Source organism: Acidovorax sp. SDU_ACID1 (genome assembly GCF_045291395.1).
In the GTDB taxonomy this organism is placed as follows: domain Bacteria; phylum Pseudomonadota; class Gammaproteobacteria; order Burkholderiales; family Burkholderiaceae_C; genus MR-S7.
Genome location: NZ_CP152342.1, coordinates 2,718,214 through 2,738,326, shown reverse-complemented (window position 1 = coordinate 2,738,326; position 20,113 = coordinate 2,718,214). Strand labels below are relative to the sequence as shown.

The 20,113-nt window shown below is 69.9% G+C and carries 23 protein-coding genes and 2 pseudogenes; 7 read left to right on the top strand and 18 right to left on the bottom strand.

The features are described from left to right. Positions 1 to 61 precede the first annotated feature (61 nt). From ureG to ureE, 3 genes are read right to left on the bottom strand one after another with little or no spacing between them, the layout of a single operon-like run. Entirely contained in the window at positions 62 to 724 is a 663-nt protein-coding gene (gene ureG / locus AAG689_RS13495; protein ID WP_406622487.1) for an urease accessory protein UreG, read from the bottom strand. Then, on the bottom strand, positions 721 to 1,422 hold the full coding sequence (locus tag AAG689_RS13490; protein WP_406622486.1) for an urease accessory protein UreF: 702 nt from the start codon (positions 1,420 to 1,422) through the stop codon (positions 721 to 723). The genes ureG and AAG689_RS13490 overlap by 4 nt, the downstream gene beginning before the upstream one ends. Then, the gene (ureE, locus tag AAG689_RS13485) at positions 1,412 to 1,939 is read right to left on the bottom strand and encodes an urease accessory protein UreE (RefSeq protein ID WP_406622485.1); all 528 of its coding nucleotides are present in this window, start codon (positions 1,937 to 1,939) and stop codon (positions 1,412 to 1,414) included. Before ureE ends, AAG689_RS13490 begins: the two co-directional genes overlap by 11 nt. Positions 1,940 to 1,968: 29 nt before the next feature. On the opposite strand from ureE, the gene AAG689_RS13480 reads away from it, so the two are divergent. Further along, a complete protein-coding gene (locus tag AAG689_RS13480) occupies positions 1,969 to 2,451 on the top strand; it encodes a gamma-glutamylcyclotransferase (RefSeq protein ID WP_406622484.1) in 483 nt (160 codons plus the stop codon). A 60-nt stretch (positions 2,452 to 2,511) separates the two neighbouring features. Here the strand turns inward: AAG689_RS13480 and AAG689_RS13475 are convergent, their stop codons facing one another. The 6 genes from AAG689_RS13475 to ureA are packed head-to-tail and all read right to left on the bottom strand — an operon-like array spanning position 2,512 to position 8,212. Beyond that, on the bottom strand, positions 2,512 to 3,216 hold the full coding sequence (locus tag AAG689_RS13475; protein WP_406622483.1) for a DUF4198 domain-containing protein: 705 nt from the start codon (positions 3,214 to 3,216) through the stop codon (positions 2,512 to 2,514). 18 nt (positions 3,217 to 3,234) lie between these two features. Next, complete coding sequence (locus AAG689_RS13470) at positions 3,235 to 5,250, bottom strand: TonB-dependent receptor (protein ID WP_406622482.1); 2,016 nt, start codon at positions 5,248 to 5,250, stop codon at positions 3,235 to 3,237. Beyond that, positions 5,250 to 6,968: an urease subunit alpha gene (ureC, locus tag AAG689_RS13465; protein ID WP_406622481.1), complete on the bottom strand. Its 1,719-nt coding sequence runs from the start codon at positions 6,966 to 6,968 to the stop codon at positions 5,250 to 5,252. The genes AAG689_RS13470 and ureC overlap by 1 nt, the downstream gene beginning before the upstream one ends. Then, positions 6,968 to 7,273 (bottom strand): urease subunit beta, encoded by a 306-nt coding sequence (locus tag AAG689_RS13460; RefSeq protein ID WP_406622480.1) that lies wholly within the window; start codon positions 7,271 to 7,273, stop codon positions 6,968 to 6,970. The genes ureC and AAG689_RS13460 overlap by 1 nt, the downstream gene beginning before the upstream one ends. 1 nt (position 7,274) lies before the next feature. Then, the gene (locus AAG689_RS13455) at positions 7,275 to 7,865 is read right to left on the bottom strand and encodes a HupE/UreJ family protein (protein ID WP_406622479.1); all 591 of its coding nucleotides are present in this window, start codon (positions 7,863 to 7,865) and stop codon (positions 7,275 to 7,277) included. Positions 7,866 to 7,909: 44 nt separating this feature from the next. Continuing rightward, positions 7,910 to 8,212, bottom strand: coding sequence for an urease subunit gamma (gene ureA / locus AAG689_RS13450; protein ID WP_406622478.1), 303 nt, complete (start codon positions 8,210 to 8,212; stop codon positions 7,910 to 7,912). A gap of 292 nt (positions 8,213 to 8,504) precedes the next feature. Between ureA and urtA the strand changes: the two genes are divergently transcribed. From urtA to urtE, 5 genes and pseudogenes are all read left to right on the top strand, one after another. Further along, a complete protein-coding gene (gene urtA / locus AAG689_RS13445; protein ID WP_406622477.1) occupies positions 8,505 to 9,767 on the top strand; it encodes an urea ABC transporter substrate-binding protein in 1,263 nt (420 codons plus the stop codon). An 81-nt stretch (positions 9,768 to 9,848) separates the two neighbouring features. Beyond that, complete coding sequence (gene urtB / locus AAG689_RS13440; protein WP_406622476.1) at positions 9,849 to 11,435, top strand: urea ABC transporter permease subunit UrtB; 1,587 nt, start codon at positions 9,849 to 9,851, stop codon at positions 11,433 to 11,435. A 173-nt stretch (positions 11,436 to 11,608) separates the two neighbouring features. Continuing rightward, a pseudogene (gene urtC / locus AAG689_RS13435) lies at positions 11,609 to 12,706 on the top strand (urea ABC transporter permease subunit UrtC); the annotation flags it as partial. A gap of 1 nt (position 12,707) precedes the next feature. Next, positions 12,708 to 13,577 carry an urea ABC transporter ATP-binding protein UrtD gene (gene urtD / locus AAG689_RS13430; protein ID WP_406622475.1) on the top strand — a complete coding sequence of 290 codons (870 nt, stop codon included), beginning with the start codon at positions 12,708 to 12,710 and terminating at the stop codon, positions 13,575 to 13,577. 213 nt (positions 13,578 to 13,790) lie between these two features. Continuing rightward, positions 13,791 to 14,483 (top strand): urea ABC transporter ATP-binding subunit UrtE, encoded by a 693-nt coding sequence (gene urtE / locus AAG689_RS13425; protein WP_406622474.1) that lies wholly within the window; start codon positions 13,791 to 13,793, stop codon positions 14,481 to 14,483. Positions 14,484 to 14,486: 3 nt separating this feature from the next. Here urtE and AAG689_RS13420 read toward each other — a convergent pair whose 3' ends face one another. From AAG689_RS13420 to AAG689_RS13410, 3 genes are all read right to left on the bottom strand, one after another. After that, positions 14,487 to 15,317, bottom strand: coding sequence for an urease accessory protein UreD (locus AAG689_RS13420; RefSeq protein ID WP_406622473.1), 831 nt, complete (start codon positions 15,315 to 15,317; stop codon positions 14,487 to 14,489). A 195-nt stretch (positions 15,318 to 15,512) separates the two neighbouring features. Further along, the gene (locus AAG689_RS13415) at positions 15,513 to 16,055 is read right to left on the bottom strand and encodes a phage tail protein (protein ID WP_406622472.1); all 543 of its coding nucleotides are present in this window, start codon (positions 16,053 to 16,055) and stop codon (positions 15,513 to 15,515) included. Positions 16,056 to 16,155: 100 nt separating this feature from the next. Further along, positions 16,156 to 16,737, bottom strand: coding sequence for a phage tail protein (locus AAG689_RS13410; RefSeq protein ID WP_406622471.1), 582 nt, complete (start codon positions 16,735 to 16,737; stop codon positions 16,156 to 16,158). Positions 16,738 to 16,752: 15 nt separating this feature from the next. On the opposite strand from AAG689_RS13410, the gene AAG689_RS13405 reads away from it, so the two are divergent. Further along, complete coding sequence (locus AAG689_RS13405) at positions 16,753 to 17,010, top strand: hypothetical protein (protein ID WP_406622470.1); 258 nt, start codon at positions 16,753 to 16,755, stop codon at positions 17,008 to 17,010. A 136-nt stretch (positions 17,011 to 17,146) separates the two neighbouring features. Here AAG689_RS13405 and AAG689_RS13400 read toward each other — a convergent pair. From AAG689_RS13400 to AAG689_RS13375, 6 genes and pseudogenes are all read right to left on the bottom strand, one after another. Then, positions 17,147 to 17,248, bottom strand: a pseudogene (locus AAG689_RS13400) (tail fiber protein); the annotation flags it as partial. Between the two features lie 119 nt (positions 17,249 to 17,367). Beyond that, entirely contained in the window at positions 17,368 to 18,117 is a 750-nt protein-coding gene (locus tag AAG689_RS13395; protein WP_406622469.1) for a hypothetical protein, read from the bottom strand. 104 nt (positions 18,118 to 18,221) lie between these two features. Further along, positions 18,222 to 19,115 (bottom strand): IPTL-CTERM sorting domain-containing protein, encoded by an 894-nt coding sequence (locus AAG689_RS13390; protein WP_406622468.1) that lies wholly within the window; start codon positions 19,113 to 19,115, stop codon positions 18,222 to 18,224. Positions 19,116 to 19,246: 131 nt separating this feature from the next. Next, positions 19,247 to 19,648 carry a fibronectin type III domain-containing protein gene (locus tag AAG689_RS13385; RefSeq protein WP_406622467.1) on the bottom strand — a complete coding sequence of 134 codons (402 nt, stop codon included), beginning with the start codon at positions 19,646 to 19,648 and terminating at the stop codon, positions 19,247 to 19,249. Further along, positions 19,645 to 19,926 (bottom strand): hypothetical protein, encoded by a 282-nt coding sequence (locus tag AAG689_RS13380; RefSeq protein ID WP_406622466.1) that lies wholly within the window; start codon positions 19,924 to 19,926, stop codon positions 19,645 to 19,647. Before AAG689_RS13380 ends, AAG689_RS13385 begins: the two co-directional genes overlap by 4 nt. Next, positions 19,923 to 20,045, bottom strand: a complete 123-nt coding sequence (locus tag AAG689_RS13375) for a hypothetical protein (RefSeq protein ID WP_406622465.1) — start codon at positions 20,043 to 20,045, stop codon at positions 19,923 to 19,925. The genes AAG689_RS13380 and AAG689_RS13375 overlap by 4 nt, the downstream gene beginning before the upstream one ends. Positions 20,046 to 20,113 lie beyond the last annotated feature (68 nt).

Genomic DNA, 20,113 nt, shown 5'->3' with positions numbered 1-20,113 from the left:
TGTGTCTTGTTGGGGAGTAACCCGCGATTTTCTCATGGGACGCGCATTGCACCGCCCGGCCTCACCCCGCCCGCAGCAGGCCTTGCCGTTCGATGAAGTCCACCACCGCATCCAGGCCCTGCTGCGTCTTCAGGTTGGTCATCACGAAAGGCTTGAGCCCCTTGGGCGTGGTGCGCATGCGCGTGGTGTCGGCGTGCATCACCTCCAGGCTGGCGCCCACGTGCGGCGCCAGGTCGGTCTTGTTGATGACGAACAGGTCGCTCTTGGTGATGCCGGGGCCGCCCTTGCGCGGGATCTTCTCGCCCGCGGCCACGTCGATCACGTAGATCGTGAGGTCGGAGAGCTCCGGGCTGAACGTGGCGGCGAGGTTGTCGCCGCCCGATTCGATGAAGACGATGTCGGCATCGGGGAATGCGCTGAGCATGCGGTCGATGGCCTCCAGGTTGATGGAGGCATCTTCGCGGATCGCCGTGTGCGGGCAGCCGCCCGTCTCCACGCCCAGGATGCGCTCGGGCGGCAGCGCGCCGCTGATGGTGAGCAGGCGCTGGTCTTCCTTGGTGTAGATGTCGTTGGTGATGGCGACCAGGTCCCATCGGTCGCGCATCGCCTTGCAGAGCATCTCCAGGATGGTGGTCTTGCCCGAGCCGACGGGCCCGCCGATGCCCACGCGCAGCGGGGGCAGCTTCTTGGTGCGGTGGGGGATGTGGTGCAGTGCGGTGGTCATGATCTGAAGAGGCGTGAGTACTGGTGTTCATGCCGGGCCGAGAGGATGGCCAGCATGGGCGAAAACGCTTGCCGTGCGGCGTCCGGCAGGGCCAGGGCGTGCTCCACGGCGGCGGGGATCTCCTGGCTCAGCCGCGCCAGGATGCGCTGGCCGCTGCTCTGGCCCAGCGGCACGGCCTTGATGGCGGCCTGCACCATGTTCTCGGCCCAGCCGAAGGCGTAGGCCAGCAGGGCACCCTGCGGCGCGGCGCCGGTGCAATGTGCGGCGTAGGAAAAGGCGATGGGGTAGGCCGCATCGTGCGCGGCCAGCCAGGCGATGGTGTCTTGCCGCCCGGCATCGCCCGCATGGCGGTTGCGCAGCCAGTCGACGAGCGAGCGGCCCATCTGCTCGGCCTGCAGGCGCAGCTCGCCGGTTTCGCGCGTGGTGCGCACCCAGGCGTTGAGGGCGGCGATGCGCTCTAGGTCATGCGCGGCCCAGGCATGCAGGGCCTGCGCGATGGCGGCCATGTCGCCGCGTGTCTGGGCGAGCTGCAATTGCTGCACCAGCCAGTCGCCCGCTTCCTGCTCCGTCGCGGCCAGCCCGGCATGGACGGCCGCCTCCAGCCCTTCGGAGTAGGAAAAGCCGCCGATGGGCAGCGCGGGCGAGGCCAGCCACATCAGCTGCAGCAGGCTGCCGGGCGCGAGGGACTCAGTGGTCATGCGCGTGGCCGTGACCATGGCTGTGGCCATGTCCGTGATGGCTGTGGCCGTCGTTGGTCACATGCCCTCCGTAGGCGCCGCCCTCGGGCTCGAAGGGCAGATCGGCTGCCTCCACCGTCATGTGCATGGCGCGCAGCATGTCGGCCAGCACGTGGTCGGGCTCGATCTTCAGGTGGTCGGGCTGCAGCTCGATGGGCACGTGGCGGTTGCCCAGGTGGTAGGCGGCGCGCATCAGGTCGAACGCCGAGCCGTGCTGCGCGCACGCCGTGATGCGCAGCACCTTCTGCGGTGCGGCCAGCACGCGAACCAGGCTGCCGTCCTCGGCCACCAGCACGTCGCCGCCGCGCACGGCCTGGCCGCGCGGCAGGAAGACGGCGAGCTGGCGGCCCTGGCTGTCTGTCGCGGAAAAGCGGCTTTTCTGGCGCACGTCCCAGTCGAGTTCCACGGTGGCGGCGCGCTTGAGGAGGACGGGCGAAAGGCCCTGGCCCTGGGCCAGGAGTTTGTTGGCGGTGAGCATGGCGTGGTTCCTGCTTGGATGATCGGCCTATGGTGACTGAAAAATCTTCTTCATGGCTGCCCTGCGGCGCGGCCTGGGTGGCCGTCTATGGCACCTTGCGCGCGGGTGGCGTCAACGACGTCGCGCGCCTGCGGCCCGGTCTCGCGCGTGTGGGCAGCACGGTGCTGACGGGCACGCTGCACGACCTGGGGTGGTATCCGGGCCTGTGCCTCGCCGGCACGCAGCCGGTGCAGGCCGAGGTCTATGCGCTCGACTCCGCGCTGGAGCAGCAGCTCGACCGTATCGAAGGGCTGTGGCCCGAGGACGTGGGCGAATACGCCAAGCGCCTGCTGACCCTGCCCGTTGCGCTGGCGCAGGGCGGCACGCAGGAGATGCCGGTGCTGGTCTATGAGGCCCTGCCGCCCGCCGTGCGCGGTGCGCCGGTGATCGCGGTGAGCGACTGGCTGGCATGGTTCGCGCAGACGGGGCGGGGCGCGCCGGGCGGGGCGTTTCAGCTCAGGAGCCATATGTAGCCTTGTGCTATCAAAAACAATAGCTGCTTGCGCTTGGTGCATAAGCGCTGGAGGCATATTTCATTCATGAACCGGAAAGGCCAGCAGGTATTCGTAGCTCAGGCTTGTCGTGCGTGCATCGCCCGCTACGGGCGCGCGGCGGATCGCCAGCAACTGGTTGATGCCCGCCACCGGCGTCACCGTGGCCGTGCCGTCGGCGGCGGTCGTGACGGGCGCGCCTTTCTCGCCGAGTGAGAGACGGATGCCCTCGGCCGGCTTGCCGTCCAGCAGCGCCTGCACGCGCAGCGGCTGGCCCGCATGCGGCGTCTGGTGGGCGAGCGGCACGATCTCGAACGGCTGGCCCAGCGGCTGCCGGGCGAACGCGCCCCAGGCGATGAGGGTCTTGTGGTACTTGACGGCGTGCACGCCGCTGGTGGCGCCGGGGTTTTCGTTCATGGGCTTTTCCACCATCGGCCCGTCGCCCGCGCGGCTGAAGTAGCCGTTGTCGAAATGCACGGCCAGCATGGCGGCCTGGCGCTCGGGCCGCACGCGCACGCCGCCTTCACGCGGCTCGATTTTCACGGGGATGCTGCGACCGCGCTGGTCGAAGGCCTGCACGCTCTTGAGCTTTTCGGGCCGGAAGGTTTCGAGCACGCCTTCGTGCCCGCCGAACTGCACGACGTAGCCTCCGCCCGCGTCGGGCTCCAGCCAGACGTTGTGGGCCAGTGCGGGCGTGGCGAGGGCTGCGGCGCAAGCGAGCGCGGAGAGGGTGGAGAGAAAACGCATGGTGAAGATTCCTGTGGATCAGAACTGCGCCTGCACGCCGATGCGGAACGTGCGCGGCACGCCGGGGGCGAAGACCTGGGTACCGCCGCCCATGAAGGACGATGAGGAGGCATACACCTTGTCCGTGAGGTTGGCGACGGTGGCGTAAAGCCGATAGCCGGTGCCGGGCACGGCGTAGTTCACGCCCGCGTCCCAGATGGCGTAGCCGCCATAGCTGACGCTGTTGCCGGCGTTGACCGCGTAGCGGCCCACGCGGCGCCAGGCGAGCGTGCCTTCCCAGCCTGCTACGGGGCGCCATGCGGCGCTCACCGTGGTGGTGGTGCGCGGCACGCCGGCCACCTGCTTGCCGGGCATGGCGGGGTCGGCGTTCTGCGTGACGCGCGAATGCGCGCTGCCCCAGGCCAGCGACAGATCGAGCTGGCGCGTGGCGGCCCAGAGGACGCTGGCCTCGACGCCGCTGCGGCGCGTGGCGCCGTAGTTCTCGTAGAGGCCGGGCGCCACGGCGCGGATTTCATCCGACGACAGCAGCCGGTACACGGCCACGTCCAGCGTCAGGCCCGCGAAGGGCTGGATCTGCGCGCCGACTTCGGTCTGGCGGAAGATGTTGGGGCCGAGCGTGCGCGCGCCCAGCGCGTATTTGGCGAACTCGTCGGGCAGCGCGAAGCCTTCCGACCAACTCGCACGCGCCAGCACGCCGGGCAGCAGTTGCGAGCGCACGCCTATCTTGGGGCTGGCGTGCGACATGCGCGCCAGCGGGCCGCAGTCGGCACTGTCGGTCTCGGGGCCCAGCGGACGGCAATTACCGGTGAAGCGATCCCAGCGCAGGCCGAACGAGGGCTGGAACAGCGGGTGCACGGGCGCATCCACTTCGGCGAAGGCCGACACGCTGTTCAGCCGCGTGCGCCGGTCGAGCCCTGGCGGCGCGGTGCGCATGCGGTCGTTCTCGCCATCGTGGAACTGGTAGTCCGTGGTTTCGCGGAAGGTTTCGATGCCCGCAACCCAGTTAATCGGCGTGAACGCCGTGAAGTGGCGGCCATTCAGGCTGGTGCCCGCGCCATAGACCGTGCGGTCATAGGTCTCCTCGCGCTGGCGCCAGGCGCTGCTGCTCACGGGGCGGCTGAACCAGCGCGTGAAGTCCTGCCGCGTGGTGTAGGCAAAGGTGAGCCATTGGAGTTCCGGCGCGATCGTGTACTGCACGTCCGCGCGCAGCGTGGCGAAGTGCTTCTTCGATCCGTCGAGCATGGCCTGCGGCTCCTTGCCGTAGGGGTCGGTGGCGAAGCGCGCCGCCGTCACGTAGCCGGGCGAATCGCCGTCGCCCTGGTGCAGGCGGCCCGAGAGCGCGATCTCTAGCGCAGGCGTGACGGCCTTGCTCCAGCGCGCGGCCAGCGTGGTGCGCTCCGTGCTCGATTGGGTGCGAAAGCCATCGGAGCGGTAGTGCTGCGCGGCGAGGTTGAGCGTCTGCCCCTCGCTGGGCTTGAGGCCCAGCGCGGCCTGCGCATCCAACGTGCCGTGGGAGGCGATGCTCGCATCCACTTCCTTGTACTCGCCGCCCTTGCGCGTCTCGATCGCCAGCAGCCCCGCGCGGTTGAAGTTGCCATACAGGGCGGACACCGGCCCCTTGTAGGCGGTGAAGCGATCGATCTCCAGCGGCACGATGACGTTCAGATCGACGTAGCCGTCGGCATGCGACATGGCCTCGTTGAGCGGGATGCCGTCCAGCACCACGCCCACGTCCCCGCCATGCCCGCCGCCGCCGAATCCGCGCATCACGATGGCGTTGCCAACGCCCGGGAGCTGGTAGTCCTGCACGTTCATGCCGGGCACCTGGCGCAGCAGATCCTCGGGGCGGGTGATGTGGGCGTTCTGGATGTCCTGTGTCTCCAGCGTGGTGGTGGAGTACGCCGCCGCGCCGCCGCGCGCGGATTCGCCCTTGACCTCCACCGCGTCCAGTACGGGTGTCTGGGCCTGGGCGGTGTGTGCCAGGGCCAGCAGGCAAGCGGCGGTGGCGTGTCTGGCGGACGATGCGCCGCGCATCAGAACAGGAAATACCGTTGCGCCATCGGCAGGCTGGTCGCCGCCTCGCACACCAGCAATTCGCCATCGGCGCGCACCGTATAGGTCTGCGCGTCCACCTCCATGCGCGGCGCCAGGCCGTTGTGGACCATATGGCCCTTCTTCACGCCACGCATGTTCTTCGCTGCCGCAAGGCGCTTGGCGAGGCCGTAGCGCTGGCCCACGCCCGCGTCCAGCGCGGCTTGCGAGACGAAGGTGAGCGAGCTGCGCGCGGTATTGCCGCCGAAGGCGCCGAACATCGGCCGGTAGTGCACGGGCTGCGGGGTGGGGATGCTGGCGTTCGGGTCGCCCATCGCCGCCATCGCGATGCTGCCGCCCTTGAGGATGCACGCGGGCTTGACGCCGAAGAACGCGGGCTTCCAGATCACGATGTCGGCCCACTTGCCTGCCTCCAGGCTGCCGACTTCGTGGCTGATGCCGTGGGCGATGGCGGGGTTGATCGTGTACTTGGCGACGTAGCGCCTGGCGCGGAAGTTGTCGTTGCGCGCGCTGTCCTCGGGCAATGTGCCGCGCTGTGCCTTCATCTTGTGCGCCGTCTGCCAGGTGCGGATGATGACCTCGCCCACGCGGCCCATGGCCTGGCTGTCGCTGCTCATCATGCTGATGGCGCCCATGTCGTGCAGGATGTCCTCGGCGGCGATGGTTTCCTTGCGGATGCGGCTCTCGGCGAAGGCCAGGTCCTCGGCGATCGCGGGGTCGAGGTGGTGGCACACCATGAGCATGTCCACGTGCTCGTCCAGCGTGTTGCGCGTGAAAGGCATGGTGGGGTTGGTGGAGCTGGGTAAAAAGTTCTCCACGCCCACCACTTTCAGGATGTCGGGCGCATGGCCGCCGCCCGCGCCCTCGGTGTGGAAGGCGCACAGCGTGCGGCCCTTGGTCGCCGCGATGGTGTCCTCCACGAAGCCCGATTCGTTGAGCGTGTCGGAGTGGATGGCCACCTGCACGTCCTCCAGCTCCGCCACGTCCAGGCAGTTGCTGATCGCGCTGGGCGTGGTGCCCCAGTCCTCGTGCAGTTTCAGTCCGATCACGCCCGCGTGGATCTGTTCGTGCAGCGCGCCGGGTAGGCTGGCGTTGCCCTTGCCGAGGAAGCCCAGGTTCATCGGAAAGGCGTCGGCCGCTTGCAGCATGCGCTCGATGTGCCACGGCCCCGGCGTGCAGGTGGTGGCAAAGGTGCCGGTGGCCGGGCCGGTGCCGCCGCCGATCATGGTGGTGACGCCGCTGGCGAGCGCCTCCTCGATCTGCTGCGGGCAGATGAAGTGGATGTGGCAGTCGATGCCGCCCGCAGTGACGATATGGCCCTCGCAACTGATGATCTCGGTGCCGGGCCCGATCACGATATCCACGCCCGGCTGCGTGTCGGGATTGCCCGCCTTGCCGATGGCGGCGATGCGCCCGTCCTTCAGGCCGATGTCGGCCTTGACGATGCCCCAGTGGTCGAGGATCAGCGCATTGGTCAGCACGGTATCCACGGCGCCCTCGGCCCGCGTGCGCTGCGATTGCGCCATGCCGTCGCGGATGGTCTTGCCGCCGCCGAACTTCACTTCTTCGCCATAGCCGCCTGCGGCCAGGGTGAAGTCGCGTTCCACCTCGATGACGAGGCCCGTGTCGGCCAGCCGTAGGCGGTCGCCCACGGTGGGGCCATAGGTTTCGGCGTAGGCGCGCCGGTCGATGCTTGCCATCACAAATCTCCCTGCACCAGTCCGCGAAAGCCGAACACGCGGCGCGCACCGGAAAAATCGACGAGTTCCACCGTGCGCTGCTGGCCCGGTTCGAAACGCACGGCCATGCCGCTCGCGATGTTGAGGCGCATGCCGCGTGCGCTGTCGCGGTCGAATTCCAGCCCCGCGTTGGCCTCGGCGAAGTGGTAGTGCGAGCCGACCTGGATCGGCCGGTCACTCGCGTTCTTCACCACCAGCGCGAGCGTGCGGCGGCCGGGGTTGAGCGCGTGCGCGCCGTCGCCTGGGATGAGTTCACCGGGAATCATGTCAGGCCCATCGCGTCAGCATGAACACACCCAGCAGTGCCGTGGCCGCGCCGCCCGCGCGGGCGATCCACTGGTGGCGCTGCATCACCGCATGGCCCAGCAGCATGCCCGCGACGTGCAGCACGGCCGAGCCCGCCGCCATACCCGCCAGCGCGCCGAAGGCGGCGCCGCCGCCATCGCCCGCCAGTTCATAGCCATGCGCCGCGCCGTGGAAGAACGCGAACACGCCGGCCAGGGCAGCGGCTGCGCCCCAGGGCATGCGCTTGTGGACGGCCACGAGCAGGCCGAGCACCAGCACCGAGGCGGCGATCATCGGCTCCACCCCAGGCACCCACAGGCCACTGAAGCCTGCCAGCGCACCCAGCACCAGCAGCGCCACGAACGCGGCGGGCGCACGCCACGCGGGCCGCACGGCCAGCGCGCTCCAGGCGCCCACGGCCAGCATGGCGGCGAGGTGGTCGAGGCCCGTGAACGGATGCACGAAGGCGTGCGCGAAGCTGTCCGCCACGCCATGCGTGTGCGGCTGTCCGCCCACGTGGGCAAGAGCCGCGAAGGGCAGGGCGGCGAGGGAGAGGGGCAGTATCTTTTTCATAGCTGTTCGTGCTTGGTGGATAAGGGCTGGAGGCAAAAAAGGCTTCAAATGATGGGCTCGTGCACGGTCACCAGCTTGGTGCCGTCGGGAAAGGTGGCTTCGATCTGGATGTCCGGGATCATCTCGGCCACACCCTCCATCACGTCGGCGCGCGCGAGTACGGTGCGGCCCGCGCTCATCAGCTCGGCCACGGTGCGCCCGTCGCGCGCGCCTTCCATCACGAAGGCGCTGATGAGGGCCACGGCCTCGGGGTAGTTGAGCTTGAGCCCGCGCGCCTTGCGGCGCTCGGCCAGCAGCGCGGCGGTGAAGATCAGCAGCTTGTCTTTTTCACGAGGTGTCAGTTCCATTTCGCTTCGCTTAAGGCTCGATTAATCAGTTCGTGCGGCCAGGAATACCGGCCGAACACGCGGTGTCAGCTCCATGCACCGGGATATGCAAAAACGGTGCCTGTGCGTCGCCGCCGTGGTGCATGGCGCGCGCCCGATGCTGGTGCGTGGCTGGCCGTCATGGTGCCTGCGCCGCCGCTTTTGCACCACGAGCGTGAGAAGGCGCGGTGGCACGGTGCTTGCAAGACGAGAGCAGTCCCGCCGTTTTCGCAGATGGCGGCCTTCTCCATCGACAGCCAAGGATCGCATCGTGATGAACCCGCGCCGTTTCACCCTCCAGACCCTCGCCGCCGCTGCGGCCATCGCCAGCCTGCCGCTCGCCGCGCATGCGGCGGACACCATCAAGGTGGGCGTGCTGCATGCGCTCTCCGGCACGATGGCAATCTCGGAAACCGCGCTCAAGGACATGGCGCTGATGACCATCGAGGACATCAACGCTAAGGGCGGCGTGCTCGGCAAGAAGCTGGAGCCCGTGGTGATCGACACGGCCTCCAACTGGCCGCTGGCGGCCGAGAAGGCCAAGCAGCTCATCGGCCAGGACAAGGTGGCCGTCACCTTCGGCTGCTGGACCTCGGTGTGCCGCAAGTCGGTGCTGCCGGTCTACGAGGAGAACAACGCGCTGCTGTTCTACCCCGTGCAGTACGAGGGCGAGGAACTCTCCAAGAACGTCTTCTACACCGGCGCCGCGCCCAACCAGCAGGCCATTCCCGCCGTGGAATACCTGATGGGCGAGGACGGCGGCAGTGCCAAGCGCTGGGTGCTGCTGGGCACCGACTACGTGTACCCGCGCACGGCCAACAAGATCCTGCGCGCCTTCCTCAAGGCCAAGGGCGTGGCCGACAAGGACATCATGGAGACCTACACCCCCTTCGGCCACAGCGACTACCAGACCATCGTGGCCGACATCAAGAAGTTCTCTGCCGGCGGCAAGACGGCGGTCGTCTCCACCATCAACGGCGACTCCAACGTGCCCTTCTACAAGGAGCTGGGCAACGCGGGCCTGAAGGCCACCGACGTGCCCGTGGTCGCCTTCAGCGTGGGCGAGGAAGAGCTGCGCGGCCTCGACCCCAAGCCGCTCGTGGGCCACCTCGCCGCGTGGAACTACTTCATGAGCGTGAAGAACCCCACGAACGATGCCTGGATCAAGCAGTGGAGCGCCTACGCCAAGGCCAAGAAGCTGCCCGGCCAATCGACCAAGCCGCTGACCAACGACCCGATGGAAGCCACCTACGTCGGCATCCATATGTGGAAGCAGGCGGTGGAGAAAGCCAAGAGCACCGACCCCGACAAGGTGATCCCCGCGATGGCCGGGCAGACCTTCAAGGCGCCCAGCGGCTTCACGCTGACCATGGACGCCAAGAACCACCACCTGCACAAGCCGGTGCTGATCGGCGAGATCAAGGCCGACGGCCAGTTCAACGTCGTCTGGAAGACCAAGGCGCCCGTGAAGGCCCAGCCCTGGAGCCCGTACATCGACGGCAACGACAAGAAGAAGGACGAGCCTGAAAAGAAGTAACTCCCGAGTCTCCTCGCCCTGGTGGGCAGCCTTCGGCGCGGCGCGCACAGTCGCGCGCCGCGCCGTTTTTTTGAGGTTCGTATGTTGAGACAACTGTTGTTGCGAACGCTGGTGTGGATGGCCTGCATGGGCGGCGTGCACCTGGTCCACGCGCTCACGCCCGAAGCCGCGCTGGCGATGGCGCAGGGCGACAGCGCGGGCCGCATCGCCGCCATGCAGACGGCAGTGGCCGAGCAGCCCGATGCGCGCACCGCCGCCTTTCTGCGCGCGCTGGCCGAGGGCGAGGTGGCCGTCGCGGACGGCCGCGCGTTGATCGTCAAGGACGGCCAGGCGCAAGATCCGGCGACCGGGCAGGACGTGACACTGCCCGAGGGCGCGGAGGACGTGAGCAACAACAACCGCATGCGCTCTGCCATCGGCGCTGCGCTGGCCGCGCTCGACCTGTTCGCGCCCGATGCCGGGCAGCGCCTGCAGGCCGCGCAGGCCATGCGCCAGGGTGCGACGGCCGAGCGCCTGCCGCTCATCGACAAGGCGCTGGCGCAGGAGAGCGACGCGCGCGTGAAGCGGGCGCTGGAGCAGATCCGCGCCAGCGTGCAGCTGAACAGCGGCGACGCGATGGGCCGCATGGCCGCCATCGCCACGCTGCTGGAAGACGCCAGCCCCGCCACGCGCCTGCTGCTCAGCGAGCGGTTAGCGCAGGAGCGCGACGAAAAGGTGCAGGCCGCCCTGCGCCGCGCGCTTGCGCAGGTGGACGACCAGCTCGCCTGGGGCGAGCGCCTGGGCGTGGCCTTCACGGGCGTCAGCCTGGGCAGCATCCTGCTGCTGGTCGCCCTGGGCCTCGCGATCACCTACGGGCTCATGGGCGTCATCAACATGGCGCACGGCGAGCTGATGATGATCGGCGCCTATGCCACCTATCTGGTGCAGGGCCTGTTCCAGAAATACCTGCCCGGCGCATTCGATGCCTACCTGATCGCGGCCGTGCCCGCGGCCTTCCTCGCGTCGGCGCTCGTCGGTGCCATCCTGGAGCGCGGCGTGCTGCGCTTCCTCTATGGCCGCCCGCTGGAGACGCTGCTCGCCACCTGGGGCATCTCGCTGATCCTGATGCAGCTCGTGCGCACCGTGTTCGGCGCGCAGAACGTCGCGGTGGAAAACCCGTCGTGGATGAGCGGCGGCTGGCAGGCGCTGCCCAACCTCACGCTGCCCTACAACCGGCTCGTCATCATCGCCTTCGCGTTCGCCGTGCTGGCGCTGGTGGCCTGGGTGATTGCGCGCACGCGCATGGGATTGTTCGTGCGCGGCGTGACGCAGAACCGGCCCATCGCCTCGTGCATGGGCGTGAACACCGCGCGGGTGGACACCATGGCCTTCGCGCTCGGCAGCGGCATCGCCGGGCTGGCAGGCTGCGCTCTCAGCCAGGTGGGCAACGTGGGGCCGGACCTGGGCCAGAGCTACATCGTCGATTCGTTCATGGTCGTGGTGCTCGGCGGCGTGGGCCAGCTCGCGGGCACCGTCTATGCCGCGCTGGGGCTGGGCGTGCTGAACAAATTCCTCGAAGGCTGGACGGGCGCGGTGCTCGCCAAGATCGCCGTGCTGGTGTTCATCATCGCCTTCATCCAGAAGCGGCCGCAGGGCATCTTCGCCATGAAGGGCCGCAGCGCGGAATGACCATGAAACACCCCCCTGAGTCGCTTCGCGCCTTCCCCCGCTCTCGCAACGCTGCGCGTTGCGGGCAGGGGGACGCAGCCAGCGCGGCGGGGCGGCCCTTGCGCGGCTGCCCGCGCATGGCGCGCGCCAGTTGCATGGCGCATGGGTAGTGCGCAGCACGATGGAAAACTGACATGACAACCCTATCCATACCGATTCAACTGCCTGGCCGCAAGCCGCTGCTCACGCGCAAGGGCTGGGGCGCGTTCTTCGCCGCGCTGCTGGTGGTGTGCGCGCTCGCGCCCGCGCTCAACCTGTGGGTGCCGCCGGGCAGCGCGTTGCACCTGTCGGACTACGCGGTGGCGCTCACGGCCAAGATCATGTGCTACGCCATCGTGGCGCTGGCGATGGACCTGATCTGGGGATACACCGGCATCCTCAGCCTGGGCCACGGCCTGTTCTTCGCGCTCGGCGGCTACGTGATGGGCATGCACCTGATGCGCGACGCTGCCGGGCCTGACGGCCTGCCCGCCTTCATGGTGTTCCTCGACTGGAAGGAGATGCCGTGGCACTGGGCGCTGTCGGACAGCTTCGCCGCCACGCTGGTGCTCATCGTGGCCGTGCCGGGGCTGGTGGCCTTCGTGTTCGGCTGGTTCGCGTTCCGCTCACGCATCAAGGGTGTGTACTTTTCCATCATCACGCAGGCGCTCACCTATGCGGCCATGCTGCTGTTCTTCCGCAACGAGACGGGCTTCGGCGGCAACAACGGCTTCACCGACTTCAAGCGCATCGCGGGTTTCGCCATCGCCACGCAGGAAACGCGCATGGCCCTGTTCGTCATCACGGGCTGCACGCTGCTGGGCTTCTACCTGCTGGCGCGCTGGCTCGTACAAAGTAAGTTCGGCCGCGTGCTGCAAGCCATCCGCGACGCGGAAAGCCGTGTGATGTTCTCGGGCTACGCGCCGCTGCCCTACAAGCTCACCATCTGGGTCATCAGCGCCATGATGTGCGGCGTGGCCGGGGCGCTCTACGTGCCGCAGGTGGGCATCATCAATCCCGGCGAAATGAGCCCCGCCGCCTCGATCGAAATGGCCGTGTGGGCGGCAGTCGGCGGGCGCGCCACGCTGATCGGCCCCATCGCGGGCGCATTCATCGTCAACGGCGCCAAGAGCTGGCTCACCGTGGTGGCGCCGGAGTTCTGGCTCTACTTCCTCGGGCTGCTCTTCATCGCCGTGACGCTGTTCCTGCCGAACGGCGTGGTCGGCTTGCTGCGCCGCAAGAAAGGGGCAAGGCATGACACCCGATCTGATGGAGGCGGGCGCGCAGCGCTTCGGGCGCGCGGCTCCCGCACCGGCCGCCGCCGCTTCGGGCGGCCGCAGCCCAGGCTACGCGCGCCCGGCCGTCCCCGGCGAGGTGGACGTGACCCACGGCCGCATCCTGTACCTGGAGGACGTGCACGTCAGCTTCGACGGCTTCAAGGCCATCAACGGCCTGCACCTCGACATTGCCCCCGGCGAGCTGCGCTGCATCATCGGCCCCAACGGCGCGGGCAAGACCACGATGATGGACATCATCACCGGCAAGACGCGGCCCGACAAAGGCACGGTGTTCTTCGGCTCCACCATCGACCTGCTGCGCCACAACGAGCCGCAGATCGCGCAGCTCGGCATCGGCCGCAAGTTCCAGAAGCCCACGGTGTTCGAGCACCTCAGCGTGTTCGAGAACCTCGAACTCGCGCTGAAGACGCACAAGGGCGTGCGGCATTCGATGTTCTTCCGGCTCGACAGCGCGCAGAGCGGCCGGCTGGCCGAGGTGCTGCACACCATCCACCTCGCCGGCAGCGAGGCGCGCCTGGCGGGCGAGCTGAGCCACGGCCAGAAGCAGTGGCTGGAGATCGGCATGCTGCTCATGCAGGACCCGAAGCTGCTGCTGCTCGACGAGCCCGTCGCCGGCATGACCGACGAGGAAACCGCGCGCACGGCCGAGCTGTTCCTCTCGCTCAAGGGCCGGCACTCGCTGATGGTGGTAGAGCACGACATGCATTTCATCCGCGCCATCAGCGAGAAGGTGACGGTGCTGTGCGACGGCAGCGTGCTGGCCGAAGGCACGCTCGACCAAGTGCAGTCCGACGAGCGCGTGATCGAAGTCTATCTGGGGCGCTGATATGGAACACCCCCTGTGGCGCTGCGCGCCTTCCCCCGCTCTCGCATTGCTGCGCAATGCGGGCGGGGGACGCCGCCCTCGCTACGGGGCGGCCCTTGCTCGGCTGCCCTGGCTTGGGGCGTGCCGGTTTCATGCGGCGCGGGCGATGCAGACCGATATGTATAAAAACAATAGCTGCCAGCGAATGCTGGATAAGCGCTAGAGGCCAAAAACATGCTCAGAGTCCAGGACCTGCACCAATACTACGGCGGCTCGCACATCCTGCGCGGCGTCAGCCTCACGGCCGAGGCTGGCCAGGTCACCGTGCTGCTGGGCCGCAACGGCGTGGGCAAGACCACGCTGCTCAAGTGCCTGATGGGCCTGGTGCCGATCCGGCAAGGCGCCATCGAGTGGAACGGCCTGGCGCTGCCCGGCCGCGCGACCTACGAGCGCGTTCGCGCCGGCATCGGCTTCGTGCCGCAGGGGCGCGAGATCTTCGCGCGCCTCAGCGTGGAGGACAACCTGCGCATGGGTCTGGCCTACCGCCCGGCGGGTACGCCCATACCGGACGATCTGTACGCGCTGTTCCCGGTCCTCAAGGAGATGCTGCACCGGCGCGGCGGCGACCTCTCGGGCGGGCAGCAGCAGCAGCTCGCCATCGCCCGCGCGCTGGCGCCGGGGCCGCAGCTGCTGATCCTCGACGAGCCCACCGAGGGCATCCAGCCCAGCATCATCAAGGACATCGGCCGCGTGATACGCATGCTCGCCAAGGAGCGCGGCATGGCCATCCTGCTGTGCGAGCAGTACTACGACTTCGCCGAGGAACTGGCCGACGCCTACCTGGTGATGGAGCGCGGCGAGGTCATCGCGCACGGGCCGGGCAGCGAGATGCGCGAGAAGAACATCCGCAGCCTGGTGGCGATCTGACCGCTACATGGCCCAGATGCGCGGCGCCGCCGCGGGCAGGCCCCAGAGCCGCTCGCGCCACGCGCCGCGCACCTGGCGCCACAGTTGCATGAGCGGCTCCACCACGGGCGCGAGGCCGCGCAGCACCAGCATGTGGTCGTTGGGCGCGGTCACTCCGCACAGGTGGCCCTGCGGGTGCGCGTCGAGCAGGGCGCGCGCGGCATCCAGCAGCGCTTCGCGTTCCTCCCGCGCCAGCGGGGTGCCGCAGGCCAGCAGCAGCGTGGCCAGGCAGCGGTGGCCCGCCAGGCCCAGCGCGCCGTCCATCAGCAGCGCGTCCTGCGCGTCCACCGTGCCGCGCTCCAGCCAGCGGCCTGCCCATTCCTGGTGCTGCACGAGGCGCCCGCGCGTGAACGGTGCACCGGCATGGGGCAGGCCGAAGGCCGTCACGTCCCAGGCGATGAGCGCGGCGCCCTCGGCCAGCGCGAAGTCGAGGCGGTTGTGCGCATCGCAGCCGTCGTAGGCCAGCGTTTCCAGCGGCAGCCACTCCAGCCGCGCACCGGCGTCCAGCACCAATTGCGTGCGCTGCGCGGCGGGCTGGCCGTTGCTGCGGTAGAAGCGCGTGGCGCCGGGCGTGGTTACCAGCGCGTGCGCGCCTTCGCCCACGCGCGCGCCGATCTCCAGCACGTCGCCGCCCACCAGCCCGCCGGGCGGGTGCACCAGCACGTTGTGGCAGATGCCCTCGCCCTCGGGGTAGAGGCTGCGCAGCAGGCGTAGCGGCCCCTGGTGGGTGAAATGCACGGCGGTGCGGCCGCCGTGGCGGGTGTAGTCGAGGGAGAGTCGGGCGAGCCAGTTCATGGATGCGCACGATGATGCACGGGCCATGCCTGGCGGCCAGGCGCTATGGCGCGGTAGTCACATCCACATACACCGCATAGACGGTTTGCGCGGCGGCCACGGACACAGAGCGGGTGCGGGTCATGGAATTTGCTATTGAAAGTGGAGCTGCTTGCGCTTGCCTGGTGGGCGCTGGAGGCCAAAAAACTTGATCTGCTACTGGGATGACGGCCACACGCCCGTCAGCGCCACGCACCAGTTGATGACCAGGTACGGCTCGCGCGTGGGCAGCGGCATGTTGGCGCCTGCGGGGGCGGTGGTCAGCGTGGTGTTGGCGTCGGCGCTGTCCACGTACAGGCCCGCGTTCTGCGTTTGGGCCAGCACGCGGGCGGCGGGGGCGGCGTGGGTGGCAGGGGCGGTGGTGGCGGGCTGGCCGCCGGGGTGGGTGTGCAGGGGCAGCTGGCTGGCTATCAGGGTGGTGGATTCCTGCCCGGGCTGGCTGCCACGCGGCAGGGTGGCGCCATTCGCGCCCATTGGCGTGCGCCCGCGCAGGTCGGGCAGGTTGAAGACGGTGCCGTTGCCGCCGTAGTTGACGCCCAAGAGGGCGGACAGTGCCTGGTTGGTGTTCACGGCCAACAGCGCTCCGTTGGCCGGCGCCCAGTTGCGCGGGCAGCGGGGATAGGCGAAGGCGCGCAGTTCGCTCACATAAGGGGTTTGCGCCTGCGCGCTGCCGCTGGCGGCCAGCAGGGCCAGGGCCAAGGCCCGTGCGGCAGCGCGCGGTTTGCTATTTTTAAGATAGCTGCTTGCGACCGCTGCGTGGGCGCTGGAGGGGGTTTGGGTGCTGTTCATGGGCTGCGCGTCAATTGAAGCTGGGGAAGATGCCCTGAACGGCAATGCACCACTGCAAGGCCATGTAGGGGCTGCGCAGGTTGACCGGCACGCCGCTGCCCGCGCTGCCGGTAGCGGAGCCGGGTGCAGGGCTGCCGGCGGCGGCGTAGGCCCCGCCGTTTTGCGCGGCGGCGGGCACGCGGCCTGTGGCGGGCGTGGCGTGGGTGGCGGGGGCGGTGCTGGCGGGCAGGGTGTGGGTGTGGGCGGGCATGTGGTTCTGGGTCAGCGTGACGGACTCGGCACCTGCCTGTTCGCCCATCACGCGGTTGCCCAGGCCGGGGCCCTGGCCCTGGCCCACGGCCGTGCGCCCGCGCAGGTCGGGCAGGCCGAAGTCGGTGACGCCGTTGCCGCCGTAGGTGGTGCCGATCAGGGTGTACAGCGGTTCGTAGCCGGCAACGGGCAGCAGTCGCCCGTCGGCCGGCAGCCAGTAGCCGTCGGGGCAAAAGGTGCCGCCAAACAGCATCAGCTCGCCCATGAAGGGCTGGGCATGGGCGCCGGGGGCGGCGCACAGGGCCGTGGCCAGGGCGGTGGCGTGGAGCAGGTTGGGTTTCATGGGCGTAGGGGGTATATGGCGTTTCCGCCCGTGGCGATGCACCACTGGATGGCGAGGGCGGGGGCCTGCGTGGGCACGGGGCTGGGCGCTGCCTGGCCCGCCGCGCCGGTGACGGCGGCCATCTCGAAGGCGGTGCCGCCGGGCGCGCCGGGGCTGGCATACAGCCCGGCGTTCTGCCCCTGGGCCAGCTGGCGCGTGGGCGCGGGCGTGGCGTGGGTGGCGGCTGCGGCAGTGCTGGTGGTGTGGGTGTGGGGGGAAGCTGCTGGAGCGTGAGCGTGGTGCTGCTGCTGCCGCCCACTTGGCCCAGGGTCAGCTCCTGCAGCCCAAGGCCTTGGCCCACGCCCGGCGCAACGCGCCCGTTCAGGTTGGGCAGGGCAAAGGTGACGGTACCGTTGCCACCGTAGGTGGTGCCCAGGATGGCGAACAGCGCGCTGTTTTGGGCAATGGCCAGCAACCGGCCATCGGCGGGCAGCCAGCCATTGGGGCAGCTGCCGCCGGACAAGCCCGCCATGGGCATGAGCGTGCCGTAGTAGGCGGATTCGGCGTCGGCCCGCGCCGCCGCGCAGGCCGCCAGCAGGGCCAGGGCGCAGGCGGCCCGGCGCAAGGGGGTGGTGTAGGGCGTGCGCATGGTCAGCGGGCCAGCAGGAAGCAGATGCGAGTGATGGTCTCGGGCCCGTCCTGCGCCAGCCAGCCGGGGGTGAGGGTGAGGCCGGCGGCGGGGCTGCCCCCGTCGGTGACGGCCAGCGCGCGGCCCGTGCTGGTGCGCGCGTCCACCAGCAGGCTGTAGGCGCCCGCGCCCAGGGCGGGGGTGAAGGTGACGGTGTAGGTGCCGCCGTTCAGTGCCACGGCGTAGTCCGTGCCGCTCAGGGTGGTTCTGTCGGCCCCGAAGCAGCCGTGGCGCACTTCGGCCAGGCCGGGGATGGCGCCACCCGCGCCAGGGGCGCCGGGGTCGCCCTTGTCGCCCTTGGGGCCTTGCGCGCCGTTGCAGACGTAGCGGGTGGCGGTGATCTCGCCCGCGTCCAGCGTGCTGTTGCCGTTGGCGTCCAGGCCGGAATCCACGCGCACGCCGCCTGCGGCGCAGTTGGGGCCGGCAGCCTCGGCAGCGGTGGCGACCAGGCTTTTCAGGCCGGGGCTGCCATTCGTGCCTGGGGTGCCATTCGTACCGGGGGTGCCGGGGTCGCCCTTGTCTCCCTTGGGGCCGGTCACGCTGCAGCCCACCAGCGTGCCGCTGGCGTCGTGGCACACGGCGGTGCCGGTGGCGGCGGGCGTGGCGCCGGGCAGCAGCGGCAACTGCACCGCGCCGTCGGGCTGCACGCGCAGGGCGGGCGTGCCGCCGGGCTGCACCACCACGGCGCCGCCGGTGGCGGGGGTCAGGGTCATGTCGCTGCTTTGCGCGGCGGCGCCGCCGTAGGCCAGAGCCAGGGCCAGAGCGATCGCAAGGGGGAGAAGGTGTGTTTTTGCATGGTGGTTTGGGGGGCGAGGGTTCAGTCGAAACGGCGCGGGGCGGGGCGCAGGCGGCGCGCGCCCAGCAGCGCGGCCAGGGCCGAGAGCAGCAGCAGCCCCCATTCGTTCAGCGTGGGGATGGCCGCAGGCCCGCCGGGGCCGGGCGCGGCCAGCAGCTGCATGGGGGCGAAGGGGTCGGCGATGAAGCCTGCGCGCGCGTCGCCGTCGCCATCGCCGCCGTCGGTGACGGTGTAGGTCACGGTGGTGCCGTTCACCTGCAGGTTGGGCGGGGTGAACCAGCCGGTTTGGGGCTGCGGCGTGCCGGTGTCGTAGGGGCCGTGCTTTTGCAGCGCCAGGCCCGCCAGGCTGGAGGGGTAGGTCACGTTGACCTGCAGCGTGGCGCCGGGGCAGCCCTGGGCGGCAAAGCGCAGTGCGCCCAGCGGAAAGCTGGCGTTGGCGGGCGCGCCGGGCGGGATGGCGTGGGTGATGGCGAGTTGCATGACCGTGCAGCCCGGCGGCAGGGCCGCGGCCGCGCCGCCCGCGTCCACGGCGGCAATGGTGACCTGGGCCGTGCCGGGGCTGGCGCCGCCGCCGGGCGGGGTGGGTATCACCACGGGCTGCGCGGGGGGCGGTGCCGTGCCGGGCAGCAACTGGCCCACGGCGCCCACGGCCGGGCAGCCGGGGCTGGCGTCCTTGCGCTCCACGCGGCCGGTGGTCAGGGTGACGCTGGCGGCCGCGTCCACCGACCACTGCTGCGCCAGCTCCACATGGCCCGCGCCCACGGCCAGCAGCGCGCCGGCTTGGAGTTGCACGTCGCGCGCGCCCAGCAGCGCGCCGCCGTCCAGTTGCAGCGCGCCGCCGCTGCGCAGGCTGGCGCAGCCCAGCGCGGCGGTGCCGCCGCCCAGCTGCGCGCTGGCGCCGGGGGCAGCACCCATTCAGTGGGGGCGGGCTGCGCCTGCGCCGCCGTGCCGCAGCAGGCCAGCGCCAGCCCGGCCAGCGTGGCCAGTGGCCCCAGGGGGAAAGAAGTGTTTTTGCTCATAATTCAATAGCTGCTTGCGCTTGACTATCAAGCGCTGGAGGCTAATTTGGCTTGAAGACCGCGCCGCCCCGCCAGCGCGCCCAGCAAGGCCAGCGGCATAAGCAGCAGCCCCCAGCCGGAGAGTGCGGGCACGGGCTGCGCAGCGGGCGGGGGCGCGGCCAGGGTGGTGAACAGCGTGCCGACGCCCATCGGGGCGATGCCGGTGCCGTTGTAGGGCTGCACGCTGCATTGGTAGCCGGTGCTGGGCGTCAGGCCGCCCACGGTGAGGGGGCTGCCCACGCCGAGCGCGGCCACGTAGCGGGTGGGCGGGACGGCGGACTGGTCGATGCAGACGGCCGCATAGCCCGCGATGGAGGCGCTGGGCGCTGCGGGCGGGGTGAATGCTAGGCGCAGGCTGGTGGGGGCGGGGGTGGCGTGCAGCCCGGTCACTGCGTCGGCGGCGGTGGGGGCGGGCCCGGACAGGCCGTCCGGCGCGATGACGACGGGGGGCGTGGCCGCGCCGAGGAGCTGGGCCCGCCCCGGCTGAACTCCAGCTCGCAGGTGTAGGGCGTGCCGGGCGCCAGCGCAACGACGGGCGGATTGGTGCCCGAGAGCGCGGCGCCGCCGGCCAGGGGACGGCAGCGGCCGGTTTGCTGGGAGGCGGGCGGGAATGCGGCGGCGATGGAGAACAGCACCACGGAGTTGCCCGCGAGGGTGGCAGTCGTCATGCCCAGCGGCAGCAAGGTGGGGGCGTGCCCTGTGCCCGCGCCGTGCCGCCCAGGCACAGCAGGGCCAGGGAGAGCAGCACGGTGCGGCGGTGGCGAGGCAGGGCGTAGACTGGCGGCACGAAAACTCCTTTTTTGATAGCTGCTTGCGCTTGCTGGACAAGCGCTGGATGCCATCAATGCCTCCAAT